General features: G+C 70.5%; 17 protein-coding genes and 1 pseudogene. 14 read left to right on the forward strand and 4 right to left on the reverse strand.

The genetic code is table 11. The features are described from left to right. Nucleotides 1-1024: 1024 nt before the first annotated feature. The gene (locus tag ACLEQD_RS13155) at nucleotides 1025-1303 is read right to left on the reverse strand and encodes a hypothetical protein (protein ID WP_410384050.1); all 279 of its coding nucleotides are present in this window, start codon (nucleotides 1301-1303) and stop codon (nucleotides 1025-1027) included. Between the two features lie 37 nt (nucleotides 1304-1340). Here ACLEQD_RS13155 and ACLEQD_RS13160 point away from each other — a divergent pair, with 37 nt between their 5' ends. From ACLEQD_RS13160 to ACLEQD_RS13170, 3 genes are all read left to right on the forward strand, one after another. Further along, on the forward strand, nucleotides 1341-1610 hold the full coding sequence (locus ACLEQD_RS13160; protein ID WP_410384052.1) for a hypothetical protein: 270 nt from the start codon (nucleotides 1341-1343) through the stop codon (nucleotides 1608-1610). Nucleotides 1611-1797: 187 nt separating this feature from the next. Beyond that, nucleotides 1798-4029 (forward strand): hypothetical protein, encoded by a 2232-nt coding sequence (locus ACLEQD_RS13165; protein ID WP_410384054.1) that lies wholly within the window; start codon nucleotides 1798-1800, stop codon nucleotides 4027-4029. 97 nt (nucleotides 4030-4126) lie between these two features. Then, nucleotides 4127-5344, forward strand: a complete 1218-nt coding sequence (locus ACLEQD_RS13170; RefSeq protein ID WP_410384055.1) for a bestrophin family protein — start codon at nucleotides 4127-4129, stop codon at nucleotides 5342-5344. A 3-nt stretch (nucleotides 5345-5347) separates the two neighbouring features. Here ACLEQD_RS13170 and ACLEQD_RS13175 read toward each other — a convergent pair whose 3' ends face one another. Next, nucleotides 5348-6136, reverse strand: a complete 789-nt coding sequence (locus ACLEQD_RS13175; protein WP_410384057.1) for a 2-keto-4-pentenoate hydratase — start codon at nucleotides 6134-6136, stop codon at nucleotides 5348-5350. 186 nt (nucleotides 6137-6322) lie between these two features. Between ACLEQD_RS13175 and ACLEQD_RS13180 the strand changes: the two genes are divergently transcribed. Genes ACLEQD_RS13180 through ACLEQD_RS13210 form a run of 7 tightly spaced genes read left to right on the forward strand, consistent with a single transcriptional unit; the run spans nucleotide 6323 to nucleotide 13117 of the window. Next, nucleotides 6323-7765 carry an aldehyde dehydrogenase gene (locus ACLEQD_RS13180; RefSeq protein ID WP_410384059.1) on the forward strand — a complete coding sequence of 481 codons (1443 nt, stop codon included), beginning with the start codon at nucleotides 6323-6325 and terminating at the stop codon, nucleotides 7763-7765. A 16-nt stretch (nucleotides 7766-7781) separates the two neighbouring features. After that, nucleotides 7782-8207, forward strand: coding sequence for a RidA family protein (locus ACLEQD_RS13185; protein ID WP_410384061.1), 426 nt, complete (start codon nucleotides 7782-7784; stop codon nucleotides 8205-8207). A 5-nt stretch (nucleotides 8208-8212) separates the two neighbouring features. Continuing rightward, nucleotides 8213-8737, forward strand: a complete 525-nt coding sequence (gene nbaC, locus ACLEQD_RS13190; RefSeq protein WP_171412638.1) for a 3-hydroxyanthranilate 3,4-dioxygenase — start codon at nucleotides 8213-8215, stop codon at nucleotides 8735-8737. Beyond that, nucleotides 8734-9750, forward strand: a complete 1017-nt coding sequence (locus ACLEQD_RS13195; RefSeq protein ID WP_410384063.1) for an amidohydrolase family protein — start codon at nucleotides 8734-8736, stop codon at nucleotides 9748-9750. Before nbaC ends, ACLEQD_RS13195 begins: the two co-directional genes overlap by 4 nt. Next, on the forward strand, nucleotides 9747-11024 hold the full coding sequence (gene kynU / locus ACLEQD_RS13200) for a kynureninase (protein WP_410384065.1): 1278 nt from the start codon (nucleotides 9747-9749) through the stop codon (nucleotides 11022-11024). The genes ACLEQD_RS13195 and kynU overlap by 4 nt, the downstream gene beginning before the upstream one ends. Next, nucleotides 11011-12402: an FAD-dependent oxidoreductase gene (locus tag ACLEQD_RS13205; RefSeq protein WP_410384067.1), complete on the forward strand. Its 1392-nt coding sequence runs from the start codon at nucleotides 11011-11013 to the stop codon at nucleotides 12400-12402. The genes kynU and ACLEQD_RS13205 overlap by 14 nt, the downstream gene beginning before the upstream one ends. Further along, on the forward strand, nucleotides 12392-13117 hold the full coding sequence (locus tag ACLEQD_RS13210; RefSeq protein ID WP_410384068.1) for an SDR family oxidoreductase: 726 nt from the start codon (nucleotides 12392-12394) through the stop codon (nucleotides 13115-13117). The genes ACLEQD_RS13205 and ACLEQD_RS13210 overlap by 11 nt, the downstream gene beginning before the upstream one ends. A 4-nt stretch (nucleotides 13118-13121) precedes the next feature. On the opposite strand, the gene ACLEQD_RS13215 is transcribed toward ACLEQD_RS13210, so the two are convergent. Beyond that, nucleotides 13122-13625 carry a hypothetical protein gene (locus ACLEQD_RS13215; RefSeq protein ID WP_410384070.1) on the reverse strand — a complete coding sequence of 168 codons (504 nt, stop codon included), beginning with the start codon at nucleotides 13623-13625 and terminating at the stop codon, nucleotides 13122-13124. 786 nt (nucleotides 13626-14411) lie between these two features. On the opposite strand from ACLEQD_RS13215, the gene ACLEQD_RS13220 reads away from it, so the two are divergent. The 3 genes from ACLEQD_RS13220 (at nucleotide 14412) to ACLEQD_RS13230 (ending at nucleotide 18928) form a co-directional block, all read left to right on the forward strand. Then, entirely contained in the window at nucleotides 14412-14819 is a 408-nt protein-coding gene (locus tag ACLEQD_RS13220; RefSeq protein WP_410384072.1) for a hypothetical protein, read from the forward strand. A gap of 151 nt (nucleotides 14820-14970) precedes the next feature. Beyond that, nucleotides 14971-18135, forward strand: coding sequence for a TonB-dependent receptor domain-containing protein (locus ACLEQD_RS13225; RefSeq protein WP_410384078.1), 3165 nt, complete (start codon nucleotides 14971-14973; stop codon nucleotides 18133-18135). Between the two features lie 40 nt (nucleotides 18136-18175). Then, nucleotides 18176-18928, forward strand: a complete 753-nt coding sequence (locus ACLEQD_RS13230) for a hypothetical protein (protein ID WP_410384074.1) — start codon at nucleotides 18176-18178, stop codon at nucleotides 18926-18928. Here ACLEQD_RS13230 and ACLEQD_RS13235 read toward each other — a convergent pair. Further along, entirely contained in the window at nucleotides 18900-19613 is a 714-nt protein-coding gene (locus ACLEQD_RS13235; RefSeq protein ID WP_410384076.1) for an HAD family hydrolase, read from the reverse strand. The two genes, ACLEQD_RS13230 and ACLEQD_RS13235, sit on opposite strands and share 29 nt — an antisense overlap. A 210-nt stretch (nucleotides 19614-19823) precedes the next feature. Here ACLEQD_RS13235 and ACLEQD_RS13240 point away from each other — a divergent pair. Then, nucleotides 19824-20176: pseudogene (locus tag ACLEQD_RS13240) on the forward strand (hypothetical protein); the annotation flags it as partial.

Here is a 20176-nt window from a genome sequence, read left to right on the forward strand (position 1 = left end):
CACCTCTTCACGCTGGGCCCGCCGCGCCGGGGCGACCTCTGGGAGACCACCGCCGTGCCGGAGATCCGCTCCCAGGCCCGGGACCTGGCGGACCACCTGCTGCGCCGGCTGGGCGCGTCCCGGACCGCGACCTCCGAGCCGGCCCCCGCCGGGGCCTGACACGTGCCCCACGGGGCGCTTGCCTGGTAGCGGACCTGACAGGCCCGATGACCGGGGGAGCGGACCTCCTGCCCGCCAGACAACGGGCTCCGCTTCGGGGGAGGCTGTGGGGCTCCGGCGTTTCGTGCGACATTCCGGGTCCCCCTCCTGGAGTCCCTTCCTCATGGCCCTGAAGCGCCCCCTCCCCGCCCTCATGGGAGGCGTGTCCCTGTCCGTCCTCGTGAGCCTTGGGGCGCTGGCGTACCAGCACCTGCGCACCGACGCGCTGGAGGAACGGCTGCTGCGCGAGGTGAACACGCTGACGCACGCGGAACACCCGCGTCCGGTCCACGTCACCCCCGCGCGGCCCGGCACCTTCGGGGACGCCGTGGAGGCGCTGCGGCCCGCGCTCCTCCAGCAGGCCCGCGAAACCCCGGCCCCCAGCGCGGCGGAGGCCGCGACCCGTGAGGCCGTGACGGAGGGACGCGCGCCGGTGACGGACCTTTCCGCCCCCAGCCGCGAAGCCCTGGAGCGGGACCGTCCGCTGATGCGGCAGGTGCTCGCCGCCACCCACGCGGAGTCCGGTGGCCTCCCGGAGGACCTGCGCCCGCTGTCCGGGCCGGAGGCCTCACGGCGGGACGTGCTGCTCCAGGCCCTGCGTCACGTGGTGGAGGAAGCGGCGCTGGAGACGCGGCTGCTCGTCTCGCGCGGTGAAGCGGATCAGGCGGTGGACACGTGCGTGGACACGCTCGCGCTCAGCCGGGAGCTGGCCCTGGGGGGTGGGCTCCTGGGCCAGCGTCTGTCCGCGGCCGGCTATGCCCGCGCGTGGCGGGCCTGCGCGGACGCGCTCGACGCGGCCTCCCTGGCCCGCAAGCGCAAGGCCATCTCACAGCTCACCCGGCTGCAGGAGGGCTTCCCGCCGGTGTCCCTGACGCTGCACGAGGAGGCCGTCGCCGCGCAGCTCCACGCCTTCCGCGACCTGCTCTCCGACGAGGCCCGCGCCGCGCTCCCGCCCGCGTGGTTCGACGCGCCTTCGCGGCCCGGAGCCCTGTCGCGCCGGCTCCAGTGGCGGCAGTGGGTGGAGGACGCGGACCGGCTGCTCGCCGTGGCGGATCAACCGGCCGGGGACCGCCGCCGCTCGCTGGCGGCGCTGGAGGCGGCGCAAGGGCGGGGAGTTCTTCCGTCAGGCGGAGGCCCCGTCGGTGCGCCTGTCGCCCGAGGACCTGGAGGCGCTGGACCTGCGCGCGCTGCGCTCCGAGGCGCTCATCGCCCTGGCCGAGGTCGACGTGGCCCGCGCGGAGAAGGGCCAGTGGCCGCGCGCGCTTCCCACCCGGACGACGTCGCTGGTGCTCAAGCCCGTGGACGAGACCCTGGCCCACATCCGCTCGTGCGTGCGGGGCCTGATGCCCGACCTCCTGGTCGTGAAGGCGGACGGTCCGCCCGCGCTCCGGCAGGTCCGCGACGTGCCCTGACCCTCCCGCCCGGCGGGTCGTCCAAACCGGTCCGACAGTCGGACAGGCTCGCGCGATGCGCCGCCGGCACCGCGGGCGCGGGTGCCCTCCTGGTGGGTCGCTCGCGCCCGCTTCACGTCCGGCCTCCCACGTCGGACCGACGATGTAGGATGCGGCCTTTCCGTGGACGTCGTGGGAGGGAGCCGTCATGTCGTGGAAGCTGGCGCTGCTGGAGGAAGTGTCGAAGGTGCTGCCGGATGCGCCCCTCAAGGGTTCGGACATCCGCGTGGAATTACCGACCGCCAGCTACACGCTGCCCGCGGGAGAGAAGCTGGGCCCCCTGACGTTCGCGTTCGACGTGTCGGCGCGCGGCTTCGTGGAGGGCTATGACGCCCCCGCGGACGTGGACGCGGCGGGCGTGGTGGGCGAGGCCCCCGGTGACGCGAAGGAGCAGCTGGCCCCGGCGCTCGTCTACGGCGGCGACCAGGCGTGGCTGAAGTACGGGGTGGAGGCGCGCGTGAAGGCGGAGGTCGGCTTCCCGCTGCCCTACGTGGCGCTCGCGGCCAACGGCGACGTGCGCGTGCTGCTGGCGGACTACCACCGGCACCCGCAGGACATGAAGGCGCGCGACGCGCTGAAGGAGGACGCGGAGAAGCTCCGGCTGCCCCTGCTCACGTCGTCGCTGGACACGCTGGGCGTGGGGGACGCCATCGCCTTCCAGGCGCGCGGCGAGCTGTCCGTCACCGCGACGCTGGACTGGACGGACGTCTACACCTCCAACCTCCAGACGCTGACGAAGCTGCTGTCCGCCAGCACCCTGCTCGCCTTCGAGGCCAAGGCGGGCGCCACCGTGTCCGCCAAGGTGAAGGTGGTGGACGACTACGCCGTCATCTTCTCCCGCCCCGCCCCGGGCCAGGTGCGCGTGCAGGTGAAGAAGGTGGTGGCGCGCGAGGCGGGCGTGACGGCCAGCCTCCACGTGGAGGCGAGCCTCACCGACCCGGCCACCGTCGTCACCCAGGTGGAGCACGTCCTCGAGGGGCTCCTGTCCGTGCCGCTGTCCCGGTTCGAGTCCCTGATGACGAAGCTGGAGGCGCACGCCCTGTCCGACAACGAGGCGAAGGTGCTGCGCCTCATCCTGGACCGGCTGGGCTTCGGGGAGCTGGAGGCCAACACCACGGCACTGCGCACGCAGTGGGAGAAGCTCCGCACGGACGTGCGCGCGAGCATCCAGGCCCTGGCCGAGTCCAAGTTCGAGCTGGGCTTCCGCTACGAGTACCTGCGCCTGCGCGAGCAGACCACGCTCCTGTCCACCGTGTGCACCGACGCCCAGGCCCGCGCGCTGCACCCGCTGCTGGTGTCGGGGCGGATGGACGGCGCGATGCAGCGCATGCAGGCCGAAGGCCTGGCGCTGGAGCAGTGCCTGCTGAAGGAGGTCAACAAGGAGTCGAAGGCCTGGGGCTTCTCCCTGAAACTGGGCAAGTGGGCGCTGGGCGGCAACGACACGCGCGAGCTCACCCAGGTGGTGCAGCGCAACAGCCTGGAGAAGGAGGCGCCCCAGCGCATCTCGTTCCTGGGCGTGCGCAGCTACAGCGGCGCGCTGCTCACGCCGTACATGCACTGGACCGCGGACTTCAAGGCGGACATGGCGGAGTTCCGCAAGTCGCCCGTCGTGGCGGACTTCGACCTGGGCCTGTACCTGCTGCTGGCCCATGACGCGCGCAAGCTGTCGGACCACGACCTGCGCCAGGCCGTGGACGAGGCCATCATCTGGGGCGCGCTGGACGACGCCGAGGAAGAAGAGGTCCTCCGGCGCATCCGCGACGCGGCCGGCGGCAAGGAGGTGGAGACGCGCGTGGAGCTGAAGCTGGACAACCGGACGCTGCGCGACGTCATCACCCACGCGGCGGACCCGGACGCCCCCTCCGCCTTCGCGCGCGCGCTGGCCCGGGCCCTGCCCTGGTACGGCGTGCCGTGCCGCGACCGGCCCGCCGTGCGCGAGTCCGTCTACGCCCCGCTGTGGAAGGCGTACCTGGAGCAGAACTGGTCCGCCGCCGACGCCGCGAGGACGGCCGCCGCGAACCTGAAGAACAACCCGCTCGTCGGGCACTTCGCGTACACCGAAGGCCTGCTGGGCAACGGCATGCTGACGTTCGCGGAGGTCATCCAGAAGAACCCCGGCACCGTGTCCAAGTGGCGCGACCTGCGCGCGGGCCTGCTGGACCTGCGCAACAGCGAGCAGCGCTCGGCCGCCGTCTTCAAGGACGCGTTCAAGGCGCTGTCCCAGTCGTGGGCGCAGTCCTTCCACCTGAAGGCCACGGGCGCGTTCTTCCTGGAGCTGGCGGCGCGCGGCGGCAACGGCCTGGCCACCGTGGAGCGCACCTTCACCGTGACGGTGCCGGGGACGGGCGCGAGCATCGTCTTCTCCAAGTCGCGGGCCTGAGGACGCGCACGCGTCCTTTCCGTCCGGTTCCGCACGCTCACCCGGCGTGCGGGCCGGGCTTCCGGCCGGGCGGTGGACGCGAAGGTGACGCGCTGCATTGCCCCGCCGCGGGCGCATCACTACATCCGGCTCCTCACGCAGCACGCGCGACGCGCGAGGAGCCCCGCGAGATGATCGTCGGTCGGATGCTTTCCTGGCGGATCATCCTCCGCTACACGGGCGCCCCGTCGTCGTCCACATCGCCATCGCGCTGGCCATCTCGCTGGGCTACGAGGTGCTGGACGCCAAGTGGCTGTCGGTGCCGGCGCTGCCGGTGACGCTGCTGGCCGCGGCGCTGGGCGTGCTGCTCGGCTTCCGCAACAACTCCGCCTACGAGCGCTGGTGGGAAGCGCGCACCCTCTGGGGCGGGCTGGTGAACGCGTCGCGGACGCTCGCCCGGCAGGTGCTCACCTTCCTGCCCGCGCCCCGGGCGCAGCGCAGCGACGGGACGCCGGAGACTCCCTCCGCCGCGTCCCGCCTGGTGCGGATGGCCGTGCAGCCGGAGGGGCCCGCGCTGGCGGCCGCCTGGTCCAAGGTGGGTGACGGCGCGGTGCGCGACCAGTTCGGTCACGCGCGAGACCTGCGCGGCGAGGTCCCGCGCGCGCACCTGGCCACGTTCATCCACCCGGGCGAGGAGACGCCCCGGGGCATCATCACCGGCATGTTCGAGGGCATCACCGAGGACGCGCGCGAGCTGGTCTACGCGCAGGTGGGCTTCGTGAACGCGCTCAGGTGCCACCTGCGGCGGCAGGACCCCTTCCCGGACATCACGCCGTTCTTCCGGCCGTCCGTGCTGGAGGCCCTGCGCGACGAGCAGAACGTGCCCGCCGCCATCCTCCTGTGGATGGGCGTGCGCATGCGCCGCGTCTACAGCGACATCGAGCACCCGGAGAAGGTCTTCCTGCGCGTGGCGATGGACGAGACGCTCACCGCGCTGACGAACTACCTGGGCGCGTGCGAGCGCATCAAGAACACGCCCCTGCCCCGCCAGTACGACATCCTCCCGCACGCCATGGTGCGCGCCTACCTCACCATGCTGCCCCTGGGCGTCGTCGCGGACCTGGGCGTGCTCACGCCGCTCGTCACCGCCATCATCGCGTTCCTCTTCATCGCCCTGGACGCGGTGGGCCGCGACGTGGAGAACCCCTTCGAGGACGGCGTCAGCGACACGCCCATGACCGCGCTCTGCCGCACCATCGAGATCAACCTGCGGCAGATGCTGGGCGAATCCGAGCTGCCTCCGCCGGTCCAGCCGAAGGAGGGCCTGCTGTACTGACGGCTACTCGGCGGCGGTGACCTCCACCGTGCCCAGGCCGTCCACGGTGAGCCGCACGTGGTCTCCGGGCTTCATGAGGTACGCGGCGGTGGCCGCGCCCGACAGCACCAGGCTCCCGGCCGGCAGCACCTGACCGCGCTCCGCGAGCAGCGCGCACAGCTGGATGAGCGACACCACCGGGTCGCCGGAGATGGCGTCCGAGCGCGCCTCGCCCTCCACCTTGCCGTTCACCTCCATGCGCATCTGGAGCTTCGTCAGGTCCAGCTCGCGCGGGGAGCGCTCCAGCGTGCCCGGCACGAACAGCGACGACGACGCGTTGTCCGCCACCACGTCCGGCAGGCTGAAGTACTTGAAGCCCACGAAGCGCGAGTCCAGCACCTCCATCGCCGCGAAGACGGCCTCGCACGCGTCCAGCACCTCGTCGCGCGTCACGGTGCCCTTGAGCTCCTTCGACGTGCGGAAGGCAATCTCCGGTTCGATGCGCGGGTGGATGCCCGCGCCCACGCGCACCACGCCGCCCGGCTGCACGCGCATCCGGTCCGTGAGCACGCCGAAGATGGGCGAGCCCAGGTTCATCTGCTGGCGCTTCGCCTCCGACGTGAAGCCCATCTTCAGGCCCACCACCCGCTCGCCCTGGGCCTCGCGCAGCCGGATGCCCTCCGCCTGCACCGCGTAGCCGTCCGGCACCGTCAGCCGCGGGTGCGCGTGCGTGAGGGGCGGCACCTCGCGCCGCTCGCGCCGCGCCGCGTCCAGGATTCCGGCCAGGGTCGCCACATCCACTGTCGAGCTCATGCGCGAATCTTTTCCATGCTCGGCCCGCAATTCCACCAAGGATTCACCGGTGGAGCGGGTCCCGGAGACGCCGGGCGCCGGACGGCCGCGCAAGCGAGCGCCATCCGACGTCCGCCGTTCGGAATCCTGGAGGCGGCGGACGGCCGCGACATACATTGCCGCGTCTCCCCTCAGGAGGGCGCTGCCTTGGAAAAGGTCCTCAACTACATCGGTGGCGAATTGGTGCCCGCGGCGGGCGGCCAGTGGCTGGACAAGCCGGAGCCCGCGACGGGCCAGCCCTACGCGCACGTGCCGGACTCGCGCGAGGAGGACGTCCAGTCCGCCGTGGAGGCCGCAGGCCGGGCCTTCCCCGCGTGGGCCGCCCTGCCGGCGATGGAGCGCTCGCGGTTCCTGCGCCGCATCGCGGGCCTCATCCACGAACGCCTGGACGCCTTCGCGCGGGCGGAGTCCATCGACACGGGCAAGCCGCTGGCGGTGGCCCGCACGGTGGACATCCCGCGCAGCGTGCTCAACTTCGAGTTCTTCGCGGACGCGGCGACGCAGTTCTCCAGCGAAGCGCACCCCATGGACGGCGTGGCGCTCAACTACACGCTGCGCTCGCCGCTGGGCGTGGTGGGCTGCATCTCGCCGTGGAACCTGCCGCTGTACCTGCTCACGTGGAAGATTGCCCCCGCGCTGGCGGCGGGCAACTGCGTGGTGGCCAAGCCGTCGGAGGTGACGCCGATGACGGCCTACCTCCTGTCGCAGGTGTGCCGCGACGCGGGGCTGCCCCCGGGCGTGCTCAACCTGGTGCACGGGCTGGGGCCTCACGTGGGCGGGCCGCTCACGCGCCACCCGGACGTGAGCGCCATCTCCTTCACCGGCAGCACGCGCACGGGCGCGGAGATTGCCCGCGTGGCCGCGCCCGCGTTCAAGAAGCTGTCGCTGGAGATGGGCGGGAAGAATCCCAACGTCATCTTCGCGGACTGCGACTTCGACGAGGCGCTGGCCACCACGCTGCGCTCGTCCTTCGCCAACCAGGGGCAGATCTGCCTGTGCGGCCCGCGCATCTTCGTGCAGCGCTCGCTGTATCCGCGCTTCAAGGAGGCGCTGGTCGCGCGCACGCGGGCCCTCAAGGTGGGCGACCCGCTGGTGGAGGGCACGGACCAGGGCGCCCTGGTGTCGCGCGAGCACTTCGAGAAGGTGATGGGCTACATCGCGCTGGCGAAGCAGGAGGGCGGCCACATCCTCACCGGCGGCCAGCGCGCGAGCGTCCCCGGCCGCTGCGCGAACGGCTGGTTCATCGAGCCCACGCTGGTGGAGGGCCTGGCGCCCACGTGCCGCACGAACCAGGAGGAGATCTTCGGCCCGGTGGCCACGCTGATGCCCTTCGACGACGAGGAGGAGGTGCTGTCGTGGGCCAACTCCACGCGCTACGGGCTGGCGGGCAGCGTGTGGACGAAGGACCTGGCGCGCGCGCACCGCTTCGCGGCCCGGCTGCACAGCGGCATCGTCTGGGTGAACACCTGGATGCTGCGCGACCTGCGCACGCCGTTCGGCGGGGTGAAGGAGTCCGGCGTGGGCCGCGAGGGCGGCTGGGACGCGCTGCGCTTCTTCACCGAACCCAAGAACGTCTGCATCAAGCTTTGAGCCTGGAGAGCGACACGTGAGCGCTGGCGAGCGGATCGATTCGAAGAAGGCCCCGGAGCCGGTGGGGCTCTACCCCCACGCGCGCCGCGTGGGAAACCTGTTGTTCCTCTCCGGCGTGGGCCCGCGCGAGCGCGGCAGCAAGGCCATCCCGGGCGTGGAGCTGGACGCGGCGGGCAACATCGTCTCCTACGACATCGAGACGCAGTGCCACTCCGTGTTCCGCAACGTGCGCTACATCCTGGAGGACGCGGGCTCGTCGTGGGAGCGGCTGGTGGACGTGACGGTGTACCTCACGGACATGAAGCGGGACTTCCCCACGTACAACCGGCTGTGGGCGGAGTACTTCAAGAACGACCCGCCGTGCCGCACCACGCTGGAAATCAACGCGCTGCCCACGCCCATCGCCATTGAACTGAAGTGCATCGCCACCATTGGAGACTAAGTGACATGGGCCGACTGACCCCCATCAACTTCAAGAAGTGGATCGACGAGCACCGCCCCCTGCTCAAGCCGCCCGTGGGCAACCAGCAGGTCTGGGCGGACCGGGACTTCATGGTCACGGTGGTGGGCGGGCCCAACTCGCGCACGGACTTCCACGTCAACGAGGGCGAGGAGTTCTTCTACCAGTTGGAGGGCGACATCACCCTGCGCGTCATCGACGAGGGGCAGGTGCAGGACGTCCCCATCCGCGAGGGCGAAATCTTCCTCCTGCCGCCCAAGGTGCCGCACTCGCCGCAGCGGCCCGCGGGCACCATCGGGCTGGTGCTGGAGCGCCGCCGCCAGCCGCAGGAGCTGGATTCGTTCCTGTGGCTGTGCCCGAAGTGCGGCGAGAAGCTCTATGAAGAGTCGCTGCACGTCACCAACCTGGTGACGCAGCTGCCGCCCGTGTTCGAGCACTTCTACGGGAACCCCGACAACTGCACGTGCAAGAAGTGCGGCACGAAGGTGGCGCGGGGTGGTGCGCCCCAGTGAAGGTCGACATCCACACGCACCTCCTCCCCCCGGAGCTGCCCCGCTTCGCCGAGCGCTTCGGCTACGGCGGCTTCATCACGCTGGACCACCACGCGCCCTGCCGCGCGCGGATGATGCGGGACGATGGGAAGTTCTTCCGCGAGATTGAAAGCAACTGCTGGGACCCCAAGCAGCGCGTCACGGAGTGCGACGCGCACGGCGTCCAGGTGCAGGTGCTGTCCACGGTGCCGGTGCTGTTCAGCTACTGGGCGAAGCCGCAGGACGGCCTGGAGGTGGCGCGCTTCCTCAACGACCACCTGGCCGGCGCGGTGGCCTCCGCGCCCAGGCGCTTCGTGGGGCTGGGCACGGTGCCGCTCCAATCCACCGACCTCGCGGTCAAGGAATTGGAGCGCTGCGTGCGCACGCTCGGGTTCGCGGGCGTGCAGATTGGCAGTCACGTCAACGACCTGAACCTCTCCGACCCGGCCCTCTTCCCCTTCTTCCAGGCCGCGAGCGACCTGGGCGCCGCCGTCTTCGTGCACCCGTGGGACATGATGGGTGAGGCGAAGATGGCGAAGTACTGGCTGCCGTGGCTGGTGGGGATGCCCGCGGAGGTGTCGCTGGCCATCTGCTCGCTCATCTTCGGCGGGGTGATGGAGCGGCTGCCGAAGCTGCGGCTCGCCTTCGCGCACGGCGGCGGTGCGTTCCCCGGCACGCTGGGCCGCATCCAGCACGGCTTCGAAGTTCGCCCGGACCTGGTGGCGGTGGACAACAAGGTCGCGCCGCGCGACTACCTGGGACGGTTCTGGGTGGACTCGCTGGTGCACGACGCACAGACGCTGCGCGCCATCGTGAAGCTGTTCGGCGCGGACAAGGTCGCGCTGGGCAGTGACTATCCCTTCCCGCTGGGCGAGGAGCGGCCCGGCACGCTCATCGAGTCGCTGACGGACCTGGCGCCTTCCGTGCGCGAGCAACTGCTCTATCGCAACGCCCTGGAGTGGCTGGGGCGCTCGCCCGAGGACTTCGCACCATGACGGCCCCTGTCTACGAGAACACCGATGTGTTCGCCTACGGCCTGGACGCAAAGGATCCGCTGAGGCCCCTGCGCGACGAGTTCCTCTTCCCCCCGGCCGCCTCCGGCGCGCCGGCCATCTACCTGGCGGGCAACTCGCTGGGGCTGCAGCCGCGCAAGGCGCGCAAGTACGTGCAGATGGAGATGGAGGACTGGGAGCGGCTGGGCGTGGAGGGCCACGTGCACGGCCGCCACCCGTGGCTGCCCTACCACGAACTGCTCACCGAGCAGGTGGCGCGCGTGGTGGGCGCGCAGCCCGTGGAAGTCGTGGTGATGAACACCCTGTCGGTGAACCTGCACCTGATGATGGTGTCGTTCTACCGGCCCACGCGCGAGCGCTTCAAGATCCTCATCGAGGGCGGCGCCTTCCCGTCGGACCAGTACGCGGTGGCGTCGCAGGCGCGCTTCCACGGCTACGACCCGAGGGAGGCCATCGTCCGGCTCACGCCCCGCGAGGGCGAGGACACGCTGCGCCCCGAGGACATCCTCGAAGCCATCGAGCGGCACGGGAAGGAGATCGCGCTGGTGATGCTGGGCAGCGTGAACTACCTCACCGGGCAGGCGTTCGACCTGCGGGAGATTACGCGCGTGGCGCACGCGCAGGGCTGCAAGGTGGGCTTCGACCTGGCGCACGGGGCGGGCAACCTGAAGCTGTCGCTGCACGACGACGGGCCGGACTTCGCGGTGTGGTGTTCGTACAAGTACCTCAACGGCGGACCGGGCAGCCTGGGCGGCGTGTTCGTGCACGAGCGGCACGCGCACTCGCCGGACCTGCCGCGCTTCGAGGGCTGGTGGGGACACAACAAGACCACGCGCTTCGAGATGGGCCCCACGTTCGACCCGCTGCCGGGCGCGGAGGGGTGGCAGCTGTCCAACCCGCCCATCTTCCAGCTGGCGGCGCTGCGCTCGTCGCTGGAGCTGTTCGACAAGGCGACGATGGCGGCCCTGCGCGCCAAGAGCGACCAGCTGACGGGCTACATGGAGTTCCTCCTGGAGCGGCTGCCCGCGGGGTACGTCACCATCACCACGCCGCGGGACCTGAAGCAGCGCGGGGCGCAGCTGTCCCTGCGCTTCAAGGGCGAGCCGAAGCGGCTGCTCCAGCGGCTGGCCGCGGCCGGCATCATCTGCGACTTCCGCGAGCCGGACATCATCCGCGCCGCGCCCGCGCCCCTCTACAACACGCACCTGGACGTCTTCCGCTTCGTGAAGGCGCTGGAAGCCCATGCCCTCGAATGAGTCGAAGCTGACGGTGGTGGGAGCGGGCCTCGTGGGCTCACTCCTGGCGCTGTACCTGGCCCGCAGGGGCCACACGGTGGAGGTGCTGGAGCGCCGGCCGGACATGCGCCGCGAGACGCTGGACGCGGGCCGCTCCATCAACCTGGCCATCTCCACGCGCGGCCTGCACGCCCTGCGGCAGGTGGGCCTGGAGGAGGAGGCGCTGAAGCACGCCATCCCCATGCGCGGGCGGGTCATCCACCCGGTGAAGGGCGAGCTGGCCTTCCAGCCGTATGGCAAGGACGACTCGCAGCACATCAACTCCTTGTCACGCGGCTGGTTGAACAAGTTCCTGATGACGCAGGCGGAAGCGACGGGCCGCGTGTCCATCCGCTTCCAGCAACGCGTGATGCAGGCGGATCCGGCGGCGGGGGCGCTCACGGTGCTGGACGAGGCCACGGGTGAGACGCGCGAGGTGCGCGACGCGGTGGTGTTCGGCACGGATGGCTCGGGGTCGGCGATACGGCAGGCGCTGCAATCGCAGACAGGCTCCCAGGCGGATTCACAGACGCTGGGACACGGCTACAAGGAGCTGACGATTCCGCCGGGCGAGGGCGGGCGCTTCCAGATGGAGAAGCACGCGCTGCACATCTGGCCGCGCGGCACGTACATGCTCATCGCGCTGCCCAATGAGGACGGCAGCTTCACCTGCACGCTGTTCCTGCCGTGGGAGGGGCCGGTGAGCTTCGCGTCGCTCCAGACGCCCGCGGCGCTGGAGGCGTTCTTCCAGGAGCAGTTCCCGGACGCGAAGGCGCTGATTCCGGGGCTGGTGGAGGAGTTCTTCTCCCGGCCCACCGGGCACATGGTGACGGTGAAGTGCGCGCCGTGGCACGCGGGGGAGCGCACGCTGCTCCTGGGCGACGCGGCGCACGCCATCGTGCCGTTCTACGGGCAGGGCATGAACTGCGGCTTCGAGGACTGCGTGGTGCTGGACGCGCTGCTGGAGAAGCAGCCGGACCTGGGCCAGGCGTTCCGCGAGTTCGAGCGGCTGCGCAAGACGAACGCGGACGCCATCGCGGACATGGCGGTGGAGAACTTCATCGAGATGCGCGACAGCACGGCGGATCCGCGCTTCCTCTTGGAGAAGGGCGTGGAGAAGATGCTGCTCAACGCCTTCCCGGGCGAGTTCGTCAGCCGCTACACGCTGGTGAGCTTCAGCCGCGTGCCCTACCGGCTGGCGTACGGCGTGGGCGCCATCGCGGGCGGCATCGTGTCGGAGCTGGCGAAGGACCTGAAGCGTCCGGAGGACGTGGACCTGGACCGGGCGGCGAAGCTGATTCGCGGCCGGTTGACCCCTTTCATGGAGGAGCACGCGGATGGATTTCGGCTTGAAGGGTAGGCGGGCGCTGGTGACGGGCGCGTCGTCGGGGCTGGGGCGCGCCATCGCGGACACGCTGGTGAAGGAGCGCGCGACGGTGGCGGTGTCCTCGCGAGGCGGGGAGAAGCTCCAGAAGGCGGCGACGGAGCTGGGCGCGGCGCTGGCGGTGCCGTGTGATTTGACTCAAGCCGGGGCCGCGCGAGGGCTGGTGCGCGAGGTGACGCAGAAGCTGGGCGGCCTGGACGTGCTGGTGGTGAACGCGGGCGGCCCGCCGTCCGGAGGCTTCGAGGCCATCACGGTGGAGCAATGGCAGACAGGGTTCCAGAGCCTGTGGCTGGCCACGGTGGATGCGATTCAAGAAGCGCTGCCGGGCATGAAGGCGCAGGGCTGGGGCCGCATCGTGCTGGTGACGTCCACGGCGGCGCGCGAGGCGATGAACAACCTCACGGTGTCCAACGGCCTGCGCGCGGGGTTGCTGGGGCTGGTGAAGAGCCTGAGCAATGAAGTGGCGCCCTACGGCATCACGGTGAACGCGGCGCTGCCGGGCTACCACGCGACGGACCGGATGAAGGACCTGGGCCTGTCCGACGAGAAGGTGGCGCCGAACATCCCCGCGAGGAGGCTGGGACGGCCGGAGGAGTTCGCGGCGCTGGTGACGTTCCTGGCGTCGGAGCCGGCCGCGTACATCAGCGGCCAGTCCATCGCCTGCGACGGTGGAGCGCTGCGGGGGTTCTGAGGCGTCAGGCGAACAGCGCCACCACGAACAGGTACGTGAGGACGGTCACGGACGCGGCGATGCCCCACATGGCCTTCGGAGAGAGGGCTCGCAGCAGTCCGTAGGCGCCCAGCAGCGCCGCGGACACGAGCCATCCGCTGAAGAAGCAGGACACGAACGCGAGCGGCGTGATCGCGTACGACACCTCGCAGCTCGAGCCCAGGCACTCGCCGAACGGCAGTGGCAGATAGAGCGCCTTGAGGACGACGGCTGTCCCGCCGAGCCCCGAGAGCAGCGCCGCCGCCAACGACAGCCAGCGCCAGGCCTTTCCGGAGAGCGTGAAGACGCCCTCACTCCGCCAGCCTCGCGCCTTCCGCAGGGTGACGATGACGAGGCCCAGCAGGCCCAGGCCCAGGCCCAGGGCCACCGGGAGTGCGGTGCCGTGGCTGCGCGCCGTCGCCAGCACCGACAGACCGAAGAGGACGGACCCGAGGAGCAGGGCCGCGAAGAGCGCGAGACGTGAGGTCATCAGGGAGGGTGACGCGGAGAACTGGAGCGGGACGTTGCCTTCACGCTCAGTATATCAGCGGACAGCCCATCCCCTGAGACGATGGAGCGTTGAGAGGACTTTGAAGTGACGTCGGGGGCCTTCCGGGGGGAAGGCCATGGACGCGACGAAGCGGGCGGTGGGCCTGGGGCTGACGTGGTTGCTCACGGGCTGCGCGACGGGTGCCGGGACCGTGGTGGAGGGCAGCCTCCAGCCGCGTCACTTCCGGTTCGTCACGGTCATTGAACAAACAGCGCCAGGTCCAGGAGGCTGGAGAGAGGCCTGTGTCCATGTTCCGCTGCGACGAGACACGGGAGAGGTCTTCATGTGCCCCCTGGGAATCGGCATGCCCATCCAGGTCACAGGCTCGGAACCGATTCCGGTGGAACTGGCCCAACGCATCTCGGCGAACTGCGCCAATCTGGCGGCCCAGACTGTGTTCAGTTCGACCACTCCAGTGACCGCTCTCGGTCTTGCGTGTGAGGAGTTCAGGAGCACCCTCACGACTGCGCTCCACGCGGCCGTAGTCGGCTCACGGGTCAGGCAACAGTGCCATCCGGCGACGCTCCCCTTCAAATCCAAGCCTGGGAAGCCATGACGCCTTCCGCCGAAGACCTGCTCGCAGTTGCACGTCTCTACTGGGGGGCCGACGAGGCCTATCTCTTCCGTCAGGACCCCAGTCCCGAAGACCTTCGTTACGAGGCACTCTGGGCTGAGAAAAACGCGGAGAGGCCCCGCTGGGGGTCCTTTGTGAAGACGCTTCGAAAAGTGCTTCCCGGCTGCGATGCGTGGGACTACGCGCCGGGCCTGGCGAACCCCAGCTTCAGCGTGCTCATCTACCCGCACCAGGAGCGGGACATGATGCGTCCGCAGACGCGCTGGACCGTCGCCGGCTACCTCAGCATCCTGGCCCCCCTCTACACCGTGCATTGTGTTCGCCGGGTCTTCCTGGGGAAGCACCTCATGGAGGCCAAGGCCCTTCTCGGCCCCATCCCGCTGGAGCTCCGAGACATCGCGGATACAATCGCCCGGCACATCGAGGCCGAGTACGGCGCCACCGCCCTGCCGCTCGAAGTCGCGCAGACGCCCGTCCCCCTCTACGTCAACTTCATGAAGCCGCCGGAGACCACGCTCTTCCACGCGCTCTTCACTTCGGAGCCCGGGAACATCCTCTGACGCAACGAGCCAGCTATTTTCCGCTCTAGCGGCAAAGTCTTTGTGATTTGGGCTGGTGGATTTCTCACGTTTTGCGACAGAGTTCGCCCCCTTCGCCGGGAGGGGCGCAGACGTGCTCAGACGAATCCGTTTCATCCGTGGGCTGTGGCTCATGGTCGTGTTGTGGGGAGCCGGGGCGTGGGCCCAGGGCAACTCGGTCATCACCGGGACCCTGGCGAACGCGCTCGACAAGCAGCGGCTGGAGAACGTGGTCGTCACCGCCACGTCGCCCCAGCTGCAGGGCGAGCGCACCGTCCTCTCCGACAAGAGCGGCCTGTACCGCATCCCGCAGCTTCCGCCGGGCATGTACACGCTGCGCTTCGAGGCCCAGGGCTTCCAGCCCTACGTCCGCGACGGCATCCTGCTGCGCATCGACCGCACCATCCGCTTCAACGCGGAGCTGGCGCCGGACACCATGAGCGCGGACTTCGAGGTCGTCGGCTCGCCGCCCAGCGTGGACGTGGGCTCCAGCGCCGCGGGCGTCACCGTGGACCAGGAGTTCATCCGCAACATCGCCGTCATCCGCCCCGGCACCAAGGGCTCCGCGTCCCGCTCCTTCGAGGGCCTGGCCGAGCTGGCCCCCGGCGCCACCGAGGACCGCTACGGCGTGAGCATCAGCGGCAGCTCCTCCCCGGAGAGCCAGTACGTCGTGGACGGCCTGTCCGTGAACGACCCCGGCGTGGGCACCCTGGGCACGCCCCTGTCCGTGGAGTTCGTCAAGGAGGTCAACATCATCACCGGCGGCTACATGCCGGAGTACGGCCGCTCCACCGGCGGCGTGCTCAACGTCGTCACCAAGTCCGGCTCCAATGAGTTCCACGGCTCCGTGTTCGCGAACTACGCGCCCGGCGCGTTCCAGACGTCCGGCAAGGAGATCCTGCGCGAGGGCAGCGTCATCTCCGCGCAGGGCAGCGCCCACAACCTGGGCGACTTCGGCTTCGACCTGGGCGGCCCGCTGCTCAAGGACAAGCTCTGGTTCTACGTGGGCGTCGCGCCGTCCTTCAATCGCATCCAGGTGGACCGCCAGCTCAGCAGCTATGAGCTGTGCTCGGAGGTGGACCCCGCCAACGGCTGCTCCGCCGTGGGCGCCCGCCGCAAGGACCCCACCACCGGCTTCTCCCAGGTGTCCCCCATCGAAGGCAGCCGCGTGTCCCGCTTCGCGGACGAGCGCAGCGTGCAGTACCTGGGCAAGCTCACCTACAACTTCAACCCGGACCACAGCCTGTCCCTGTCCGTCTTCGGCACGCCGCGCTCGTCCGGCGGCAGCGGCAAGTACTCCTTCAGCGACGACGGCGAGCCGGAGGTGTGCTCCAGCCTGTCGTGCACCAGCTACGTGCAGGGCGCGTATGAGGCCATCGCCACCCGCCGCAGCAACAGCGCCATGGACATCGTGGCGAAGCAGGCGTCGTCCTTCTTCGACAAGAAGCTGCTGGTGGACGCGACGCTCGGCTGGCACCACCAGGCGGACTCCATCCTCCCGTCGGACGGCTCCGGCCTGGGCTCCGGCGAGGGCCTGTCCGCGAAGTCCAACATCGCCTGGCGCCGCACCCGCAACCCGGGCCCGCACACCATCAACGAGTTCGAGACGCTCCCGAACGCGGACGACTGTGGCAGCACGCCCGAGGAGCAGAGGCTCCGCTGTCCCGTGACGGCCTATTCCACCGGCGGCCCCGGCACCATCAGCATCCAGCGGCTGGACCGCGTGCAGGGCAAGGTGATGGGCACCTACCTGCTGGAGGCCCTGGGCCACCACATCCTCAAGGCCGGCGCGGACATCGAGCGGATGAGCTTCTACAACAAGCGCGCGCGCACGGGCCTCACGCCCTGGCAGGAGTGCACCGGCGGCGACTGCTTCTTCAGCCTCAACCAGTACGGCTACCTGGAGGGGCCGGATCAGCCGGTGTTCCTGCCCAACAAGGAGGGCACCTCCACGTCCACCACCGTGGGCGGCTTCATCCAGGACAGCTGGTCCGTGCTGGACAAGGTCACCGTCAACGTGGGCCTGCGCTACGACGTGCAGACCATCTACGGCCTGGACGGCGAGGTGGGCCTGCACCTGCCCAACCAGTGGTCCCCGCGCCTGGGCGTCATCTACGACCCGACGCAGCAGGGCCGCGCCAAGGTCTTCGCCAACTACGCGCGCTTCTTCGAGAGCGTCCCCCTGGACATGGCGGACCTGTCCTTCCCGCAGCAGCAGCTCTTGTCCGCCACCTACGACGCGCCCCCGTGCAACCCGTCGCGCGAGGGGTCGCTGCTGGTGGACTGCACCGTGGACGCGAACCGCCAGCCCATTGGCAACCGCGAGAGCCCCAACCAGTTGTGGGACGCGCAGGGTGGCGACCGCGTGCCGGTGGACCCCAAGATTCGCGCGCAGTCCGCGGACGAGTTCGTGGTGGGCGGTGAGTACGAGCTGTTCACCGCGAGCCGCGTGGGCGCCACGTACACCCGGCGCTACCTCAACGACGTCATCGAGGACATGAGCCGCGACGACGGCAGCACCTTCTTCCTGGGCAACCCGGGCAAGGGCTACTCCACGGACTTCCCGCTGGCGAAGCGCGAGTACGACGCGGTCAACGTCTACTTCCAGCGCGCCTTCACCAGTGGCTGGCTGGCCCAGGCCAGCTACACCTGGTCCACGCTGCGCGGGAACTACTCCGGCCTGTTCCGCGCGGACACCGGCCAGCTGTCCCCCAACCTCACGCGCGACTTCGACCTGGTGTCGCTCACCATCAACCGCGAGGGCCAGCTGCCCGGGGACCGCACGCACGCGTTCAAGGTGTTCGCCGCGAAGGAGCTGGTGCTGGGGGCGCGCACCAGCATCAACGTGGGCGGCAACTACCGGGCGCGCTCCGGCACGCCGCTCAACTACCTGGGCGCGCACCCGCGCCGCAGCGGTTCGGAGACGTTCATCCTGCCGCGCGGCAGCGCGGGCCGGCTGCCCTGGGTGCACGGCGTGGACGGCCACGTGGGCCTCAACCAGCGGCTGGTGAAGGACTACGTCCTCACGGTGTCCCTGGACGTGTTCAACCTCTTCAACTTCCAGCAGTACACGGACGTGGACCAGACCTTCACCACCACGCGCGTGTACGCCATCGAGCAGGGCGGCAAGCCGGACGACCTCACCGCCTGCCTCAGCGCGAACAACCCCAACTGCAAGGTCATCTCCACCGCCACGGGGCTGCCCATTGGCGTGCAGGACATCAACCCCAACTTCAAGCGGCCCACCGCCTACCAGGCCCCGCGCTCCATCCGTCTGGGCGCGAAGCTCACCTTCTAGGCCCCGCACCATGAGGACTCCCGCGATGAAGCTTCGTTGGATGGCAGTGAGTGCAGGAATCGCGTCCGCGGCCGTCGCCGTGGGCGCGTGCGGCAGCGAACCGGAGCCCGAGTGCGTGGTGGCGCGCGCCGTGTCGGACGGCTCCACCGGCTCGTTCGCCGCGACGTACCAGCTCAAGTCCGGGCAGAACCCGGACAACGTCTGCGCGCGGCTCAAGCCGGAGCCGCTGGGCCTGCAGAAGTTCTTCAGCCCCGACCCGGCCGCGCCCGACACCGTGGGCGTGCGCAGCGCGCGGCTGGGCAAGCTGCTGGAGGACTTCGCGTCCCGGCTGTCAGCGGACTCGAAGGCCACCGCCACGGCGGTGGGCCCGTTCGCCACCGTGACGCCGGGGGCGGACCACTTCTGCTCCGTGCCGGAGTTGACGCCCACGCGGCTGGACGTGCCCGCGTCCGTGGCGCCCGACGGCGGCGCGCTGGCCGCGCAGGACTACGGCTACAGCTGGAGCAACCTGCGCATCTACAACACGCCGGAGATTCCGGGCACGCAGTTCACCGCGGACCTCGTCTACACGGAGAACGGCTGCACCGCCGAGTACGCCGTGAAGGGCATCTGGCCGGTGGTGAAGTGCCAGAACAGCAAGACGAAGCTGCCGGACGACGCGCTGTGCGACCCGTACGCGGACTACGACGCGGGGCGGCTGCGCGGCTCCGGCATCAACCCGCTGTTCCCCGTGAAGTGCGACCCGGACGCGCTCATCTGCGTGCTCACGGGTGAGGTGCCGTCGGCGCCGTGAGGCCGTGGCTTCCGGGACGCAGCGCCTGCGGCAGGTCCCGGAAGTCCTTCACCAGCCAGTCCGGCTGCTCGCGCACCAGGACCTCGCGCGGGAACGACGTGGCGACGGCGACACACGCCGCGCCCGCCGCCCGCGCGGCCCTGAGGCCCACCACCGCGTCCTCGAACACCACGCACGCGTGCGGCGGGACGCCCAGCGCGGCGGCGGCCTTGAGGTACACCTCCGGATCCGGCTTGCCCTGGAGCACGTCCGTGGACGTCACGCGCACGGGGAACAGGTGCTCCAGCCCCACGCGCTGCAGGGCCCGCTCCGCGTTCTGCGCCAGCGCGCTGGTGCCCAGGGCCCAGCGCATGCCCGCCTGCTTCAGCGACTGGAGGTAGGCGCCCACGCCGGGAACGGCGGACACCGGCTCGTGGTCGAGCAGCCGGTGGAAGGCCAGCTCGCGGTCCTCCGTGAGCGCGGCCACCTGTTCGTCGTCCAGCTCCTCCCCGAACCACGCGCGCAGCGTCTCCCCGGCCCGCCGGCCGTTGGTGGCCAGCAGCTCCTCCCGCGTGGGCACGTAGCCCCGCTCGCGGGCGAACTCCTCCCAGACGCGGTAGTGCAGCTCGGTCGTGTCGATGACCACGCCGTCCAGGTCGAAGAGGACGGCGTCGAAGGAAGTGATGTTCGAGGTCGATGGAGACATGGAGGTCGGGCTCTCTCGAAGATCCACACGGCACGCCTCTCAACACTATTCACGAGGTGGGGCGCGGGCGTGGCTTCCGGCCCCGCTGCCGCCGCTCTCCAGGCGGGCAGCCGTGGGGATGGCTCCCGGCCAGGGCCAGGGGAAGTAAGGAGGGGACCCGCCTGCCAGGCCCAGGTGCGGCCTGCCCGTTGTAGGCTGCCTCGAAGGTCCATGCCGCCCAAGAACCCCAGGGATTTCTCCACGACCGCCGTCCGCACGCAGGGCACGCCCTCCCAGGCCGCCCAGGTGATGCCGGCGCTGACGCTCATTGGCCACGCCCAGCCCCAGCGCATCGGGGAGCGGCTGCTGCTGGAGGGGCTGCTCTCCGGCGAGCGCGCGGTGGCGCTGTCGCGCAACGCCCCGGACTTCAGCCGTGCGGGCGGCGTGCTGGCCCTGCCCCTGGGAGACCCGTTCCTCAGCCGCACGCCGGTGCGCTTCGAGGCGGGTGAGCGCGGCGGGGGTGCGGCTGCGGGTGCCCGAGGGTGGGACGCCGGTGTGGGTGGGCAGCGAGCCGGTGCGCGGCG

Origin of the sequence: Corallococcus sp. 4LFB (assembly GCF_046520365.1) — a bacterium.
Classification (GTDB): Bacteria; Myxococcota; Myxococcia; order Myxococcales; family Myxococcaceae; genus Corallococcus; species Corallococcus caeni.

What these genes read in the sequence shown, in the direction of transcription:
- ACLEQD_RS13205 (WP_410384067.1), top strand. Translation starts at nt 11,011, where the DNA reads ATGCCCTCGAATGAGTCGAAGCTGACGGTGGTGGGAGCGGGCCTCGTG.
- ACLEQD_RS13225 (WP_410384078.1), top strand. Translation starts at nt 14,971, where the DNA reads ATGGTCGTGTTGTGGGGAGCCGGGGCGTGGGCCCAGGGCAACTCGGTC.
- nbaC (WP_171412638.1), top strand. Translation starts at nt 8,213, where the DNA reads ATGGGCCGACTGACCCCCATCAACTTCAAGAAGTGGATCGACGAGCAC.
- ACLEQD_RS13230 (WP_410384074.1), top strand. Translation starts at nt 18,176, where the DNA reads ATGGCAGTGAGTGCAGGAATCGCGTCCGCGGCCGTCGCCGTGGGCGCG.
- ACLEQD_RS13235 (WP_410384076.1), bottom strand. Translation starts at nt 19,613, where the DNA reads ATGTCTCCATCGACCTCGAACATCACTTCCTTCGACGCCGTCCTCTTC.
- ACLEQD_RS13175 (WP_410384057.1), bottom strand. Translation starts at nt 6,136, where the DNA reads ATGAGCTCGACAGTGGATGTGGCGACCCTGGCCGGAATCCTGGACGCG.
- ACLEQD_RS13165 (WP_410384054.1), top strand. Translation starts at nt 1,798, where the DNA reads ATGTCGTGGAAGCTGGCGCTGCTGGAGGAAGTGTCGAAGGTGCTGCCG.
- kynU (WP_410384065.1), top strand. Translation starts at nt 9,747, where the DNA reads ATGACGGCCCCTGTCTACGAGAACACCGATGTGTTCGCCTACGGCCTG.
- ACLEQD_RS13215 (WP_410384070.1), bottom strand. Translation starts at nt 13,625, where the DNA reads ATGACCTCACGTCTCGCGCTCTTCGCGGCCCTGCTCCTCGGGTCCGTC.